This is a genomic window from Sphingopyxis sp. DBS4 (genome assembly GCF_024628865.1).
GTDB lineage: Bacteria > Pseudomonadota > Alphaproteobacteria > Sphingomonadales > Sphingomonadaceae > Sphingopyxis.
Genome location: NZ_CP102384.1, coordinates 2,018,301 through 2,034,632 on the forward strand (window position 1 = coordinate 2,018,301; position 16,332 = coordinate 2,034,632).

General features: G+C 66.1%; 10 protein-coding genes. 3 read left to right on the forward strand and 7 right to left on the reverse strand.

Translation table 11 applies throughout. The features are described 5' to 3' along the window. Positions 1–32 precede the first annotated feature (32 nt). A complete protein-coding gene (locus NP825_RS09530) occupies positions 33–1,169 on the forward strand; it encodes an acyl-CoA dehydrogenase family protein (protein WP_257550863.1) in 1,137 nt (378 codons plus the stop codon). Here NP825_RS09530 and NP825_RS09535 read toward each other — a convergent pair whose 3' ends face one another. From NP825_RS09535 to NP825_RS09565, 7 genes are all read right to left on the reverse strand, one after another. Beyond that, a complete protein-coding gene (locus NP825_RS09535) occupies positions 1,170–2,192 on the reverse strand; it encodes an acyl-CoA dehydrogenase family protein (protein WP_257550865.1) in 1,023 nt (340 codons plus the stop codon). Positions 2,193–2,296: 104 nt separating this feature from the next. Then, a complete protein-coding gene (locus tag NP825_RS09540) occupies positions 2,297–2,869 on the reverse strand; it encodes a TMEM165/GDT1 family protein (protein ID WP_257550867.1) in 573 nt (190 codons plus the stop codon). A gap of 177 nt (positions 2,870–3,046) precedes the next feature. After that, positions 3,047–3,271 (reverse strand): hypothetical protein, encoded by a 225-nt coding sequence (locus tag NP825_RS09545; RefSeq protein ID WP_257550869.1) that lies wholly within the window; start codon positions 3,269–3,271, stop codon positions 3,047–3,049. Then, positions 3,271–7,503 carry a translocation/assembly module TamB domain-containing protein gene (locus tag NP825_RS09550; protein ID WP_257550871.1) on the reverse strand — a complete coding sequence of 1,411 codons (4,233 nt, stop codon included), beginning with the start codon at positions 7,501–7,503 and terminating at the stop codon, positions 3,271–3,273. Before NP825_RS09550 ends, NP825_RS09545 begins: the two co-directional genes overlap by 1 nt. Next, positions 7,503–9,818 carry an autotransporter assembly complex family protein gene (locus NP825_RS09555; RefSeq protein WP_257550874.1) on the reverse strand — a complete coding sequence of 772 codons (2,316 nt, stop codon included), beginning with the start codon at positions 9,816–9,818 and terminating at the stop codon, positions 7,503–7,505. The genes NP825_RS09550 and NP825_RS09555 overlap by 1 nt, the downstream gene beginning before the upstream one ends. A 187-nt stretch (positions 9,819–10,005) precedes the next feature. Next, on the reverse strand, positions 10,006–11,208 hold the full coding sequence (locus NP825_RS09560) for a nucleotide sugar dehydrogenase (protein WP_257550884.1): 1,203 nt from the start codon (positions 11,206–11,208) through the stop codon (positions 10,006–10,008). Between the two features lie 72 nt (positions 11,209–11,280). After that, on the reverse strand, positions 11,281–12,801 hold the full coding sequence (locus tag NP825_RS09565; protein WP_257550886.1) for a YdiU family protein: 1,521 nt from the start codon (positions 12,799–12,801) through the stop codon (positions 11,281–11,283). 106 nt (positions 12,802–12,907) lie between these two features. Between NP825_RS09565 and galE the strand changes: the two genes are divergently transcribed. Both galE and NP825_RS09575 read left to right on the forward strand, forming a co-directional pair. Beyond that, on the forward strand, positions 12,908–13,936 hold the full coding sequence (gene galE / locus NP825_RS09570; RefSeq protein WP_257550888.1) for a UDP-glucose 4-epimerase GalE: 1,029 nt from the start codon (positions 12,908–12,910) through the stop codon (positions 13,934–13,936). A gap of 383 nt (positions 13,937–14,319) precedes the next feature. Further along, positions 14,320–16,266 carry a nucleoside-diphosphate sugar epimerase/dehydratase gene (locus NP825_RS09575; protein ID WP_257550890.1) on the forward strand — a complete coding sequence of 649 codons (1,947 nt, stop codon included), beginning with the start codon at positions 14,320–14,322 and terminating at the stop codon, positions 16,264–16,266. Positions 16,267–16,332: the final 66 nt, after the last annotated feature.

Below are 16,332 nucleotides of genomic sequence, written 5' to 3' on the forward strand. Positions count from 1 at the left end.
AAGGCGAGCGCCTGTAAGCCGGGCGCATGGACATGCTGACCGACGCCCTGATCGATCCCGGCCTCGCCGATTTCCGCGCCCAGGTGCGCGCTTTCCTCGCCGAGGAACTTCCCGACGACCTTCGCCGCGCCGCGAGCCGCGCGACGAGCGTCTTCATCGATCCCGCCGTCACGCTGCCGTGGCAACGCATCCTGAACACGCGCGGCTGGGCGGCGCCCGACTGGCCGGCGGAGTTCGGCGGCCCCGGCTGGAGCGAAATCCAGCGCTATGTCTTCGCCGCCGAATGCGCCGCGGCGGGCGCACCGGGGCTCGCGCCGATGGGGCTCAAGATGGTCGCACCGGTGATCATGCATTATGGCACGCCGGAACAGCGAGCGCATTATCTGCCGCGCATCCTGTCGGGCGAGGATTATTGGTGCCAGGGTTTTTCCGAACCCGGCGCGGGCTCCGATCTCGCCTCGCTTCAGCTTCGCGCCGTGTCCGACGGCGATGATTATGTGCTGAACGGGTCCAAGATCTGGACCACCCACGCGCATTTCGCGAACCGCATGTTCGCGCTCGTCCGCACCTCGACCGAGGGCAAGCCGCAGGCAGGAATCAGCTTCCTGCTGCTCGACATGGCGACTCCCGGCGTCACGGTCGAGCCGATCCGCACCCTCGCGGGCGATCATGAGTTCAACCAGGTCTTCTTCGACGATGTGCGCGTGCCGCAGGCGAACCGGCTCGGCGGCGAGAATGAGGGCTGGTCGGTCGCCAAGCATCTGCTGACCTTCGAGCGCGGCGGAAAATATGCGCCGGGACTGATCGGGCGGCTCGAACGGCTGCGCGCCGAGGACGGCATCGGTCCCGTGCTCCGCGCCGAACTCGACCGCGAAGCGATCGGCCTCGCGGCCCTGCAGGCGCTCGAAATCAAGGCGATGCGCGGCCTCGGCGGAAGCCCCGCGCTTTACGCATCGGTGCTCAAGATATTGGGAACCGAAACCGCACAGCGCATCGACACGCTCGCCTGTCAGATCGCGGGGCCGGCCGCATGGGCCGACGCCGACGGCCAGACCCCCGCCGAGCTTGCCGTCGCGGTGCCGCGCTATCTGAACGACCGCGCGGCGAGCATTTATGCGGGCTCAAACGAAATCCAGCGCGACCTGATCGCACGGCTGATGCTGGGATGATCAGGCCGCCGCTTCGGCATAGCGCGCCAGATGATCGGCGCGCGACCCGAATGCCGCCGCGATCGACAGCGCGCGCTTGAAACAGGCGCCCAGGCTCAGCTCCTCGGTCAGCCCCATTGCGCCGTGGATCTGCACCGCACCTTCGCCGACGATGCGAACCGCATCGGCGACCTCGACGCAGGCGGCGCTGACCGCGCGCGCGCGATCGGCGCCGCCCGCATCGACGGCAAGCACCGCGAGTTCTGCGAGCGCGGCCGCCTTCATCAGCGCGAGCTGCATGTCGGCAGCGCGATGGCGCAGCGCCTGAAACGACCCGATCGGCGCCCCGAACTGCCGCCGCTGCCCCAGATAGTCGATGCTGTCCGCGACCATGCGCTGCATCAGCCCCACCGCTTCGGCGCAGCGGGCCGCGAGCATCAAGTCGGATATCCATTCGGCAAGACCGGTGGCCTCCGGTCCCGCCGCCAGCAACGCGCCATCGGCGGCGGGCGCGGTGAAGCCGAGGTCGGCGGTGACGCTGCCGTCGTGCATGATCCGGTGGCGCTGCTCGACCTTGCCCTGGCCGGCCGCAAGCAGGACGATGCCGTCGCGGTCGGCAACAAGGAACAGGTCGGCCTCGGCCGCCCCGGCAACGAGCCGCGCGACCCCATGGACCGCGCCGAGCGCGACATCGGGCATGGCGGCGCACGATGCGGAGCAGATGATGGCTGCGCGCCGCGCGCCCGCCGCAAGCTCGGGCAACGCCTCATGACCAGGATCGGCCCGCGCGATCAGCATCGCGGCGGCGGCGTGCGACAGCCAGTCGGCGCCCGCGAGCGCGGGGCCAAGCTCGGCCATCGCCACCGCGACCTCGATCGCGCCGCCGCCGAAACCGCCCGCGGCTTCGGGCACGGTCAGCCCGGCGAGTCCGATCGCATCGGCCAGATCGCGCCAGCCCGGACGCGGATTGTCGGCAAGCAGGCGCTGGATGCTCGCCGCGAGCATGTCGCGCTCGACGCTGTGCGGCAGATCGAGCCCGTTCATTTCAGCCGTGTCCCGTCATCGCGCATCTCGCTCTCCTTGCCCCCGCCTATGCGGCGGGCGACGGGAAGGAGCTAGCTGTCGGGCGTGACAGGTGGCAAGCCGGATCAAGCGAACAGGCCGGCCGCCTGCACGAGCACCCACAGGCCGATGACGAGGAACAGCGCCGCCGCGACCATCCGCACCTTCTTGAGGTCGACCCGCTTCAATAGCTCATTGCCGAGGAAGATCGCCGGAACATTCGCGATCATCATCCCCAGCGTGGTGCCGGTCGTGACCGCAAGGACATTATGATATTGCGCGCCGAGCGCGATCGTCGCAACCTGCGTCTTGTCGCCCATCTCGACGAGGAAGAAGGCGATCAGCGTCGTCACGAACGCCCCGAAACGCGGCTTCGGCGCCTCGTCATCCTCGAACTTGTCGGGGACCAGCGTCCACGCCGCCATCGCCACGAACGAGATGCCGATCGCATAACGAAAGACCGGACTGTCGAGAAAGGCGGCCGCCGACGCGCCGAGCAGCGCCGCGAGCGCATGATTGGCGATCGTCGCCGCCAATATGCCGAGAATGATGGGAACGGGCCGGTTGAAGCGCGTCGCGAGCAGGATCGCGAGCAGCTGCGTCTTGTCGCCGATCTCGGCGAGCGCGACGACGGCGGTCGAGGTAAGGATGGCTTCCATGGCAAAACTCCGGGGCCGGGCGGCAGGCGAATTCCAACGGACATCGCGCCTTGCCGCCCGGCCCGGACGGAAGGTTCGATGCCATTGGTCTCGCCCGAACGATTTCCCGTTCCCACCGCACCACGGCCTCTCGACCGAGTATGTTGACGCGGCGGCCCGTCCGGATCGGACGGCTGGCTACTCCCCAGATGACGGGGGCGGGTTAGACGGCTTCGCGGATGCTGGCAAGGCTTTTGGCTGCGACGTGGCCGCCGCGGCCCTCTCCGTCTCGGCGATGTCGGCGTCCATCGCCTTCGCGCGCGCCTCGATCTCCTTCGCCGCCTTGTCGTAACGATCGTCGAAGTCGGGCTCCTGGTGACAGGCAGCAAGCAGCAACGGCAGCAGGAGAGCGGCGCGGCGCATCAATAATCCTTGCGATAACGGATGCTGACATTGGTCTGGCCCGATCCGCCCGCCTGGCTGAGCAGCGACAGCGCGCGCGTCAGGCTGATCTCAAGCTGGGTCGCGGTATAGCCGCGCGCGTCGGTGATCACCTCCAGATAAATGTCCTTGGTGATATATTGCCCCGCAGCCAGCGCGGTGCCGCGACCCGTCGTATCGTCGGGGCCGAGAACGCGCAGCCGGTCGATTCCCGCCGCCGACTGCAGCGCACCGAGCGGGTTCAGACCCCCGCCGCCGCTGCTCAGCGTGTTGAGCGACGATGCGAGTTGCACCGCCTGAAGCGGCGACAGCGAGGTGATCGAATCGCCGAACAGGATGCGCGAGACGATCTCGTCCTGCGGCAGTCCCGGCACGCTCGAGAAGGTCACCTGCGGATTGCTCGCGCGGCCCGACACATTCACCGACACCGTCACATTGTCGAAGGTATCGCTCGCCACCAGTTGCAGCGCCGGGTCATAGGCATCGCCGGTCGGGAAGGTCACTTTCCCTTCCTCCAGATCGAACGACCGTCCTGCAAAACCCAGCGTTCCGCGCACCAGCTCGACCTGACCGGTCACGCGCGGCTCGATGGTCGTGCCCTTCAGCTGAATGTCGGCCTGCCATTCGGACTCGAGCCCCATGCCGGTGACATAGATTTCGTCGCCCGCGCGCAAACGGATGTCGAGACGGATCAGGTCGAACAGGCTGCCGCCGACCGCCGCGAGTCCGTCGCCGCTGATCCGCCGCCGCCCCGTCGGCGGCTTGCGCCGCACCCCCGTGAGGACCGGCACGGCGGCCGCGCCCTCGCGCACGATGCGATAACGCGTCTCGGGCAGCTTGAGATCGCCCGACAAAAGCGCGGTCTGCCCCGCGACCTTTTCGAGCGTCAGCGTGCCCGTCGCGCGCGCCGCGATATTATCGCTCCGCGCGAGCCGCGCATTGTCGAGCGTCGCACTGAGGTTCATCGGATAACCGTCGGCCTGCGACAGGCTGACATAGCCCTTCGCATCGATGCTGCCGTCGCCCGCTGTCGCGGTGAGCTTTTCGATCTCCAGCCGGTTACCGCTGAAGCGCCCGTCCACGACCATGTTGGTCAGCCGCGTGCCATAGGCCTGATTCTCATAGGTCATGCCATTGCCCCGGATCACGCCATTGAGGCACGGATCGTCGACCCGGCAGCTGAAATCGGCGGCCACCGCGATCGGTCCCGAAACCCCCTGCCCGGCAGGTCCAGCGAAGGAATAGAGCGTGTCGGCGGGGCCGTTGTAGCGCAGCCCGCCGCTCAGCGGCGCGGCGCGCAGCCGCGTCGTCCAGTCGCCCGCGTTCGGCCCCAGCGGACGGAGCGAGGCCTGCAGCCGCCCGATCACGCTGCCGCGCTTGCGGATCACCGCCCGCGCCTCGCCGCCGTCGCTCAGCAGCTTGCCCGAGAAATTGATGTCGACCGGCTGGCTGACCGTCGCCGCGGTGGTGCGCGTAAAGTCGGTGATCGTCAGCCGCGCGTCGGCGCGCGGAAAGGCATCGGCGTTCGCCTGCGCGAAATCGACGCTGCCCGTCGCGCGCCCGCCGAGTCCGAGCCCCGGATAGACAGCGTTGACGATCGCCATATTCGCGCGATCGAGCCGGCTCTGGACCATGATCCCCTCGCCGAACCGCCCGGCGAGCCGCGCGCTGCTGCCGCGGCCGAGGTCGATCGTCGTCGGCAGCAGTTCATACTCGTCCTTGTGCGGGATGATCCGCGCCGGCGAGACGGTGCGGAAATTGATCCCCGTCGCGCGTCCCTGCACCGATGCCCGCCAGAGGTCAGGCTGCAGGTCGGCGTTGGCGGCGATGCGGAACGGCACACCGCTCGTCCCCTCGACCAGCGCCTGCGCATGGCCGCGCCCGTCGCGATAATCGATCTTCACCCGCCCGACCGCGATGTCGTAGGTCCGGATTTGCGTATCGGCGATCTGGATATCGGCGACGACGCGCGGCTGATCGTAGAGGACGACGTCGGCGTCGACGATCGCCGACCCGACCGCGAGCTTCGCCGCGCCGGGCAGCACGACATTGTTCGCGCGCACGTTGATCGCCGCCGCCTGATATGGACCTTGGCCGCTCAGCCGGACGAGACCGCCAAGTCCCTGCCCCGACGCGTCGAGCCGACCCTCGAACGGCCCGGCAGCGCTCTTCACCAGCCGGCCGTGGAAGCCGATCCCCGACAGGTCGCCGCGTTCGATGTCGATCGTCATCGGCCCTGCCGCGGTCAGCAGCACGACGTCGGCCGACAACGGCCCATAGTCGGTGTCTCCCGTCGCCGCGAGGCGATAGCCGTTCGGTGCGCCGTTGATCTTCGCAACCAGATTGGCGAGCCCGATGCCCAGCCCCGGCCGGTCGGCGGTCACCACCGCGCGCGGATCGCTGATCGTCCCGGCAAGCTGGACGCCGACCGGGCCATAGTCGGTCGAATGCGCGCGCGCCGCGAGTTGGATCTGTCCGTTGGGGGCATAGCTGCCCTGTCCGCCGGTCACGCGCAGGCGCGGCGCGGCGAGCCGCAGATTGGCGAAGCGGACGATGCCGTCGGTCCCGTAACGAACGTCGCCGCTCGCGACAGCATTGCCGCCCAAGAAATCGCGCACCCCCGAATTGAACAGCCGTGTCGAGCGCGCGCGCACCTTGCCGACGATCTCGAACCCGCCGCGCGGCGCGGTCTTCAAATCGGCATTGGTATCGATGTCGAACAGGCCGACGCTCTCGATGCGATAGTCGTTGACCCGCCCGTCGATCGCGCCGGTGTAGAAACCCTTATTGAGATCGGCGATCACGATCGCCTTCGCGTCGATCCGCGGCGAGCGGAGGCGCAGATTGTCGCTGAGGATGCGCCCGTCCTTATAGGCGAGATCGCCATCGAGCCGCACCTCCACCAGCGTCCCGCCGGCGACGGTATCGAGCCCGCGAATGCGCGCCACCCGCCCAGCGACGGGAACATAAATCTGATCGGCATCGACCCGCGCCTTGCCCGCAAGGCTCAGCGTCTCGACGATGACGTCGTTGAAAGCGAGGGCATTGGCGTTCGCCTGATAGTCCACCGTCGGCAGGCCAAAGGCGCCGTCGAGCTTCGCGGTCGCGCGCAGGCCGTTGCCGCGCAGATTCGGCGCGAGCGCATCGGGGCGCAGCAGCACCAAAGCGAGGCTCAGCGCATCGTAGCGACTCTCACCGAGATCGACCCCGCCGCTGATGCCGAGGCGGAAAGCGTCCGACGACAGACGGCCATCGAGATCGGCCTTGCGCTTGTCGAGCCGCGCGGTGACGTCGACCGCGGTCTCGCGGCTCAGCAGCGAAGCAACCGGCCCCTCGGCGAGCAGCCGCGATGCCTGTGTCGTGCCCTTGACCGCGAACGTGCCGTCGCGCGCAGAGAGCGCAAGGTCGGCGAGCGGCCCGGCGCCGAGATTGGCGGTCAGCGCCCCGTCCCAACGTTTCCAGTCGCCGCGCCCGTCGAGCTTCGCGGACAGGGGCGCGTTCAGCCCACCCATCATCGCCGCGAGGACGCCGCCCTGAGGCGCGTAGAGACTGAGCTTTACCGCCAGCCGGTTCCGGTCGGGCACCGCGTCAAGCAGCATCGCCAGTCGATCGCCCTTCGCCCCGTTACCGATCGTCTTCGCCAACGCCCTCACCTGCGCCCGACGGTCGGCGATGGAGATCGAACCGCTAAGCGTCGCTACCTGCCGCTCTCCGGTGATCGCGGGTTCGAAGACCAGCCGGTCGATGTGCAGGCCTAGCACATCAATGTCGATGTCGGGCAGCAACGGCTCGCCGGTATCGGGCACCGGCTTGAAGGTCGGCAATTTCTCGACGACCAATGTCTTTGCGGTCGCCGAACGGACGTCGACATGGTTCGACAGAAAAGCGAAGGGCCGCCAGTCGATCCGGAGTTCGGGCGAACGCACGAACACGCCCTTGGGATCGGACAGCGTGAAATTGCGCACGACCATCTCGCCGAACAGGGAACCATCGAGCCGGCCGATGCCGATCTTCATCCCGTTCTCGAACTCATATTTCTCGATCTGCGTCGCGACGAAGCGGCGTCCGGCGTCGCTGTTGAGCCCGACAAGGAAAAGCGCGACCAGCGCGATCAGGCCGAGCAGCGCGATTCCGACGCCCTTGGCGATCCGGAACCCCAGCGATGGCCCCGCCGGCTTGTCGCCTTCGGTCGCGATGGCCGCTTCCTCCGCCATCAGAAGGCCTGGCCGATCGAGACATAGACGGTGACGCGCGCCTCGCCCGGGCGCCGGCCGAGCGGCGTCGCGATGTCGAGCCGCATCGGCCCGAAATTGGTATAGAAGCGACCGCCGATCCCCGCGCCGTAACGCAGGCCCGAGAAATCGGGGGTCGATCCGCGGTAGACCTGCCCGGCATCGAGGAAGCCGACGATGCCGTAATTGCCGAAACGATAGCGCGCCTCGACCGCCGCCTCGTTGAGGCTGCGCCCGCCGATTGGATCATTATTCGGATCCTTCGGCCCGAGCTCCTGATAGCCGAAGCCGCGCACCGACCCGCCGCCGCCGGCATAGAAGCGCCGCGACGGCGCCAGCCGCTCGCGCGCCGCGCCGACGATCGAGCCGACGCGCACCCTTCCGGCAAGCACGATACTATCGGTCACCGGATAATAGCCGCTGGCATCGACCTGCGTCCGTGCATAGGGCGAAAAGCGGCCGGCGAGCGATCCCTCGGGCTCGACCCGCGCCGTCAGCCGGAACCCCTTGGTCGGATCGAGCAAATTGTCGGTGCGGTCGATTCCGACCTGCCCGTTCAGCCCGAGGATCGTGTAAAAGTCATTGACGCGCTGCCCGAGCGCAAAGTCATAATCATCCTCGCGCGTCGCGATCAGCTCGGCACCGAAGGCATAGGTCAGCTTCTTCTGCCAGATCGGCGTCGAGTCATAGCTGACGCGCGCCGCAACGCGGCCGGTGATCGCGTTGAAGGCGTTGTAACGGCTCCGCGTCGCCTCGGTGATCAGCTCGAAAGTCCGGTCGCGGCGCCCGGCGTTGGAGCGGCGCATCGTCACGCCCAACGACTGCTCCTTCGTCCCGGCCACGGCCCGGCCGATCAGCGCGCCTTCGGGCGGGAAGAAGTTGCGGTGCGTCCAGCTTCCCTCCAGGCGGATTCCCTGCCCGGTGCCATAGCCCGCATTCGCCGCGATCGTGCGCGGCGGGCCTGCCTGCTGGGTGACGAGCATGGTCACATATTCGCTGTCGTCGCCCGCGCTCTCGCCCGTCGGCTGCGGCTCGACCGCCACGGTCGCGAACAGGCCGGTCGCGACGAGCGCCTGCCGCAGATCATCGACCTTGCGGCTGTCGTAGAGGTCGCCGCGCTTGAAGCGCGCAAGAATGTCCACATGGTCGGCGTCGAAGGCCAGCTTCCCAACCGCCTCGATCCCGCCGAAGCACCCGCGCGCGCCGATGTCGACGGGGAGCGTATAAAGCCCCTTCCCCGTATCGCCGTCGAGCAGGATATCGCGCTGCCCGATCTTGGCGAAAGGATAGCCTTCCTGCGGCAGCTTGAGCGCGATCGCCGCTTCGGCGCCCTGCACGCGCTGTGCAACGATCGGTTCGCCGATCACGAGCGGGAAATTGTCGTGGATCAGTCCCGGCGGAATCGTCGGCTTCGCGTCGATGACGATGTCGGAGAAAGTATAGCGCACGCCGGGCTTGACATCGATGACCGCGGTGATCGACCGATTGCGGGCCGCCGCGCCATTGGCCCCCGCCTCGGCTTCGCCGCGATCGATGCGCGTTTCGACGACGGCGTCATAATAGCCTTCGGAGGCGAGGATGCGCGACATCAGCTCGGAATCGGCGCTGAGGCGCGCGCGGAGCATCGCAAAATTGTCGGCCTTGCCATCGCCGTCGTGGAGCGCCGACAGATCGTCGAACAGGTCGGCGAGATCGGCATCGGTGCCATCGTCGGCTGCGGCGAGGCCGTTGACCTTTACCGCATAGTGGATCGTCCGCGTCTCGTTCTTGTCCTCGGGCTCGGCGAACTCGACCGGCGTGACGTCGAAACTATCGAGCGGCGGCAGCGGCGCGGCGAGTTCGGCATCGCTGATCGGTGCATCGCCGATGGCTTCGACGCTATCGCCGTCCGCCAGCGCCGGCACCGGCGCGCCGTCCACCTGCGGCACATCGCCAGCGGCGGTTTCGGCCGGCGTTCCGGCCGCCTTCGCTTTCGCCGCCTCGGCCTGCCGACGCTCGAACTCCGCGATCGATTCGAGCGGCTTGTCGAGCTCGGGGTCGTCCTCGGCGCTGATCGGCGGAATCGCGGACTTGAACTCCTCGTCGGGGATGATCGGCGCGACCTCGGGCAATTGCGCCTCGGGCGGCGGCGGGGTCGGCGCGGCGATATCGGGCAGCGGCTCTGCATCGGGCGCTTGCTGCGCCACCGTGGGCACGACCGCAGGGGGCGCGACGTCGGCCTGTTGAGCGGCCGCAACGCTCGTCCAGGCGAGGCCGAACAGCGATGCGGTCAGGATCAACTGCCGTCGACGCCGCATCAGCGGCGAGGCGTCAAATTCGCGAGATTTATCAATATGACGCATCATGTCCCGACCGATGCGCACTTGTGGCTCGCGAGGCGTGGCTGTGCAACCCGAATCTCCCCTGTTTCCAAGCCAACTCTCCGGCAATGGGACGGTTCCCGGCGTTGCGGCGGTTCGAGGGGGCGGCGATGAGAGAATGGCGTCAGCTATCGGCGCCGAACAGGTCGCGGCTATAGACCTTGTCCGCGACATCGGCGAGTTCATCGGTCACCCGGTTGGCGATGATGATGTCGGCCTCGGCCTTGAAAGCATCGAGGTCACGGACGACGCGCGAATTGAACAGCCGGTCCTCCTCGATCAGCGGTTCGTGGACGATCACCTCGATCCCCTTGGCCTTGACCCGCTTCATCACCCCCAAAATGCTGCTGGCGCGGAAATTATCCGATCCCGCCTTCATCGCCAGCCGGTGAATGCCGACGACGCGCGGGTTCTGCTTGATGATCTCCGCCGCGATGAAATCCTTGCGCGTCGTGTTCGAGGCGACGATCGCGGCGATCAGATTCTGCGGCACCTCCCTGTAATTCGCCAGCATCTGCTTGGTGTCCTTGGGCAGGCAATAGCCGCCATAGCCGAAGGACGGATTATTGTAGAAGCTGCCGATCCGGGGATCGAGGCACACCCCTTCGATCACCTGCCGCGAATCGACGCCGTGGGTCGCGGCATAGGTGTCGAGTTCGTTGAAGAAGGCGACGCGCATCGCGAGATAGGTGTTGGCGAACAGCTTGATCGCCTCGGCCTCGGTATTGCCGGTGTGAAGGATCGCGGCCTCGGGCTTCAGCGAAGCCTCGAGCAGCAGCCGGGCGAAATCCTCCGCGCGCGGGTGGGTATCGCCGACGATAATCCGCGACGGATGGAGATTGTCGTAGAGAGCGCGCCCTTCGCGCAGGAATTCGGGCGAAAAGACGATGTTGTCCGACCCGGTCTCGGCGCGCATCCGGTCGGTGAAGCCGACCGGCACCGTCGACTTGACGATGACCAGCGCGTTTGGCGCCATTTTGAGCGCATCGGCGATTACGGTCTCGACCGTGTTCGTGTTGAAATAGTTGGTGTCGGGATCGTAATCAGTCGGCGTCGCGACGATGACGAAATCGGCGCCGTCATAAGCTAGCGCGCGGTCGGCCGTAGCAAGCAGGTCGAGCGGCCTGTTAGCCAGATATTCCTCGATCTCGGGATCGGCGATCGGAGAGGTCTTCGCGTTGATCATCTCGACTTTGCGCGCGTCGATGTCGAGCGCAACCACGCGATTGCGCTGGGCGAGCAGCACGGCATTGGAGATGCCGACATAACCGGTTCCGACGACGGTGATCTTGGGGGGCGATGCCTGTTCGGCACTGTCTGGGGGCAATGGTCTATCCTCTGATGGGTGTCGGCGCGTCCCTAGCAACTGCGCCGCGCGCGCTCAACCGGAACGGCGACGTCAGGTGCCGCAAAAGGTTGTATAGGGGCCGAATTCGGCAGGCGCCGGCCCCTCGAACAGCGCCCATTCAGGGCGCCGGACGTAAGGATTGCGCACCACCTCCAGCAATTCGAACCAGGCGGTGAGATCGCCCGCCTCGGCCGCGCCCAGCGCCGCCTCGACCAGATGGTTGCGCGGGATATAGAGCGGATTCACCGCATCCATCGTCTCGGCGCGATTCAGCGGTGCATCGGTCTCGCGCGCCAGCCGCGCCCACCAGTCGGCGATCCACGGCACCATCGCCTCAGCGTCGGGCAATTGCGCCTCGAGTTCCGAACCGTCGCCGCGCAGCATCATCGCGAGACCGCGGAAGAACAGCGTGAAGTCGACCCGGTGGCGCTCAAGTTCGGCAAAGAGCGCGTCGAACAGCGCGACATCACCGTCCTGCGCTTCGGTCAGCCCTAGTTTTCTACGCAATCGCCCATGCCAAACTGCAGCAAAGCGGTCCGGAACCTCCGCCACCAGCGCCTTCGCCGCCTCGACATCGGCGGCGTCGACCGAGTGGATCGCGGGAAGCAGCGCCTCGGCGAAACGCGCCATGTTCCAGTGCATGATCTGCGGCTGGCGGCCATAGGCATAGCGGCCATTGGCGTCGATCGAGCTGAAGACGGTGTTGGCGGCAAAGCGGTCCATGAAGGCGCACGGACCATAGTCGATCGTCTCGCCCGAAATCGCGACATTGTCGGTGTTCATGACGCCGTGAATGAAGCCGACGCCCAGCCAGTGCGCGACGAGGTCGCATTGCAGCCCGATCACCCGGTCGAGCAGGGCAAGGTGCGGATTGGGCGCCTCGACAAGGTCGGGAAAATGGCGGCGAATAGTGTAGTCCGATAGCTGGACGACATGGTCAGCGCCGAAATGCGCGGCGAAGAACTGGAAGGTGCCGACGCGGATGTGGCTGCTCGCGATGCGGGTCAGCACAGCGCCGGGATGCGCGCGTTCGCGCTGGACCCGGTCGCCGGTCGCGACCGCGGCCAGCGCCCGCGTCGTCGGCACGCCCATCGCCGCCATCGCTTCGGAGACGAGAAATTCGCGCAGCACCGGCCCGATCGCGGCCTTGCCGTCACCGTTGCGCGAAAAGGGCGTCGGTCCCGATCCCTTGAGCTGCACGTCGAAGCGCGCGCCGTCGGGCGCGACGATTTCGCCAAGCAGCAGCGCGCGGCCGTCGCCGAGTTGCGGCGAGAAATGTCCGAACTGATGCCCGGCATAAGCGAGCGCCAGAGGGTTTGCGCCATCGGGCAGTTCCTGACCCGAAAAGAGACGCGCGACCACCTCGTCCCCCGCGTCGGCACCGTCAATCCCGAGCCGGCTCGCAAGCGCATCGTTGAAGGCGAGCAGCTTCGGCGCCGCAGGCTTCGCGGCTTCCGCGGGGGCATAGAAGCCCTCCATGGCATCATGAAAACTATTGTCGAACGCGAGATCCATCGCCTCTATGTCGAGCGCGGACGCCGGGATTGCAAGCGCCCGATGGGCCTTCCGCATAGCTCGCCCCTTCGCGATCGATTAACGCGCTGTTTTCCAAACCATGGCAAGGAGTGTACGACGAACCCGGTTGATCTTCGGCGGGCGGATCGGCACAGGAGCGGGCATGAAGGTCTTCGTTACCGGCGGAGCGGGCTATATCGGCAGCCACACGCTCGTCCAGCTTCTGACCGCGGGCCATGAGGTTTGCGTATTCGACAATTATTGCAACAGCTCGCCCGTCGCGCTCGCGCGCGTTCGCCAACTGACCAATCGCGACATGCGCGTGGTCGAGGCCGATATCTGCGATGCCGACGCGCTGACGCGCGGGGTCACGGACTTCGCACCCGATGCCGTGATTCACTTCGCCGGATTGAAAGCGGTGGGGGAATCGAACGATATTCCGCTGCGTTATTATCAGACGAACGTCAGCGGGACGATGAACCTGCTCGGTGCGATGGACGCCGCGGGATGCCGGCGCATCGTCTTTTCTTCTTCCGCCACAGTGTATGGCGAGGCGCATTATCTGCCCTTCGACGAAAACCATCCGATCGCGCCGACCAATCCCTATGGCCGCACCAAGGCGATGGCCGAGGGCGTGATCGCCGACTGGGCGCGCGCGACCCCCGATGCCTCGGCCGTCCTGCTGCGCTATTTCAACCCGGTCGGAGCACATGAATCGGGTCGGATCGGTGAAGATCCGGACGGCATCCCCAACAATCTGATGCCCTTTATCGCGCAGGTGGCGATCGGGCGCCGCGAAAAGCTGGCGATCTTCGGCGACGATTATGACACCCGCGACGGCACTGGTGAGCGCGATTATATCCACGTCGTCGATCTCGCTGACGCGCATCTTGCCGCGCTCGGCTACAGCGGCGCCGCGCAGGGCTGCGAGGCGATCAACATCGGCACCGGCACCGGCATCACGGTCAGGGAACTGGTCGCCGCCTACGAACGGACGTGCGGCCATCCCATCCCCGTCGAAATAGGCCCGCGCCGTCCGGGCGATGTCGCGAGTAGTTATGCGGCGACCAAAAAAGCGACGAATTCGCTGGGTTGGTGCGCCAAATTCGGGATCGAGGACATGTGCGCCAGTTCCTGGCGATGGCAGTCGGGCAACCCCGACGGGTTCGGGGACGCCCCACACAGCTCATGATCTCCCCTTCCCGACGGTAAGGCGAAGCGCCCGCATCCTTGGCGGCAAGAGATGCTTTCGCGGCTGGCTATGACTCCCCGGTCACAGCGCTGCGCGCCGGCCATTTCCAATAACGTCGGATACACGCGAATCATGACTATTTCGCCTGCGAATGTCGCGCCCGGGGATCGATATGCGTCGCGGCGAGTTATGCGAGGCTGAGGGAGGTCTTTCACGATGGGGCGGCTACGGCGACCGACATTGAAAAATCTCGGCTTCTCCATTATGCGGATGGCAGAAATCGGTCCGATTGAGCACGGCTCTGCGGAGGAATTCCCGTGATCTGTACCTCTCCCCCTCCCCCGTGCAGATGACTTAGAAAGCGGTTGGCGACAAAAATGATAATGCCGAACGATAATCGCTGGCGCAGCATGCGCTCGCAAATACTATTCTTTCTGGCTGACCGCCCGCGTATTCAACGCCAACTTTCTGCGGTCGCAATCGACGGCTTTCTTTGCATCGCCGCGGTCTGGATCGCTTTTTCGCTCCGTCTTGGCGTGTGGGATCTGTTTTCGCCGGCCATCGCGACCTTCGCGGCCGTGGCATTGCTAGTCTGGTATCCCATCGCTTGGAAAATCGGCGTCTATCGCTCGTTGATCCGTTTTTCCGGGGCGAGAACGATCGCCGATCTGGCCGTTGCGTGCGCCATTCTGGCTCTCCCACTCTTCGTCGTTTGCGTGGTGTTCCGGCTCCCCTCGGTCCCGCGAACGCTCTGCGTGCTGCACCCGATCATCTTTCTGCTTCTACTCGGGTCGAGCCGCATCGCGATCCGGTTCGTCCTGCTCGACCTTCTCAAGGTCGTATCGGTCGATGTGCGCCGGGTGCTCGTTTACGGCGCCGGCCGCGCAGGACAGCAGCTTGCGCTGTCGCTTCGCCACGAACCTCAGGTGCTGTTGGTCGGGTTCGTGGACGATGATCTGCGGCTCAACGGCCAGCGCCTCGACGGTGTGCCGGTTTTCGGCGCCAATCGCCTATCCGAGATACTTGTGGATACCGACGTCGACGAGGTGTTGCTCGCGATCCCGAGCGCATCGCGCGCCCGGCGGCGCGAGATCATCGAAACGCTGCAGGACGAAGAGGTCTATGTCCGCTCGCTCCCCAACCTGACCAGCATCATCGAAGGCACGGTGACCGTCAGCGATCTTCGCGAGATCCAGATCGAGGAGCTTCTCGGCCGCGAGGCCGTCGCGCCAAATGAGTTGCTGATGGGCAAGACGATCGTCGGCAAGACGGTGATGGTCTCGGGCGCCGGCGGGTCGATCGGCAGTGAACTCTGTCGCCAAATCGTCCAGTGCCGGCCGGCACGCCTGATCCTTGTCGAACAGTCCGAATATGCGCTTTACGCAATCGAGCAGGAACTCGGCGAATTGATGCGCGGGCTCGGCATTTCGGTGCCCATCGTTCCCGAAATGGCGAACGTGTCCGAACGCTCGTCGATGCGCCGCGTATATTCGCACTACCGCCCCGAAACCGTGTTTCACGCCGCCGCCTACAAGCATGTGCCGCTGGTCGAGGCGAACCCGATCTCGGGCCTGCGCAACAATATCATGGGCACGCTCCACAGCGTCGAGGCGGCTGAAGAAGCCGGCGTCGCCAACTTCATCCTGATCAGCACCGACAAAGCAGTGCGTCCGACGAACATCATGGGCGCCTCAAAGCGCGTGTGCGAACTCATCCTTCAGGCACGCGCCGCGCAGCCCGGTGTGAAGACGGTGTTCAGCATGGTCCGCTTCGGCAATGTGCTGGGGTCGAGCGGTTCGGTGGTGCCGCGCTTCAAGGCACAGATTGCCACCGGCGGCCCCGTGACGCTGACCCATCGCGAGATCACACGCTATTTCATGACCATCCCCGAAGCGTCGCAGCTCGTCATCCAGGCGAGCGCGATGGCCAAGGGCGGCGAGGTGTTCGTGCTCGACATGGGCCAGCCGGTGCGCATCGCTGATCTCGCTCGGTCGATGATCCGCTTGTCGGGGCTGAGCGTGCGCGACGCCGACAATCCCGACGGCGACATCGAGGTCGTGGAAACGGGCCTCCGTCCGGGCGAGAAGCTCTATGAGGAACTGCTGATCGGCGACAATCCCGAACCGACCAACCATCCGCGGATCATGCGGGCGAGGGAAGGACTCTGGCCATTGGATGAACTCCAAGCAGCCCTGCAGGATCTCGACGACCATATCCGCAGGACTGGCGACAAGACCGCTGCAATACAGATTCTCGCCCAATTGGTGCCCGAATATGCCCCCAATTCCGTCCCTTGGCAACATGAGACGAAGGCAAACAAGGGGCCGTGATGGACCGTTCGCTCTTAGCGCGATCGCAATAGAGGCTTCGACCTCGGCGAGCGAATCTTCATGACA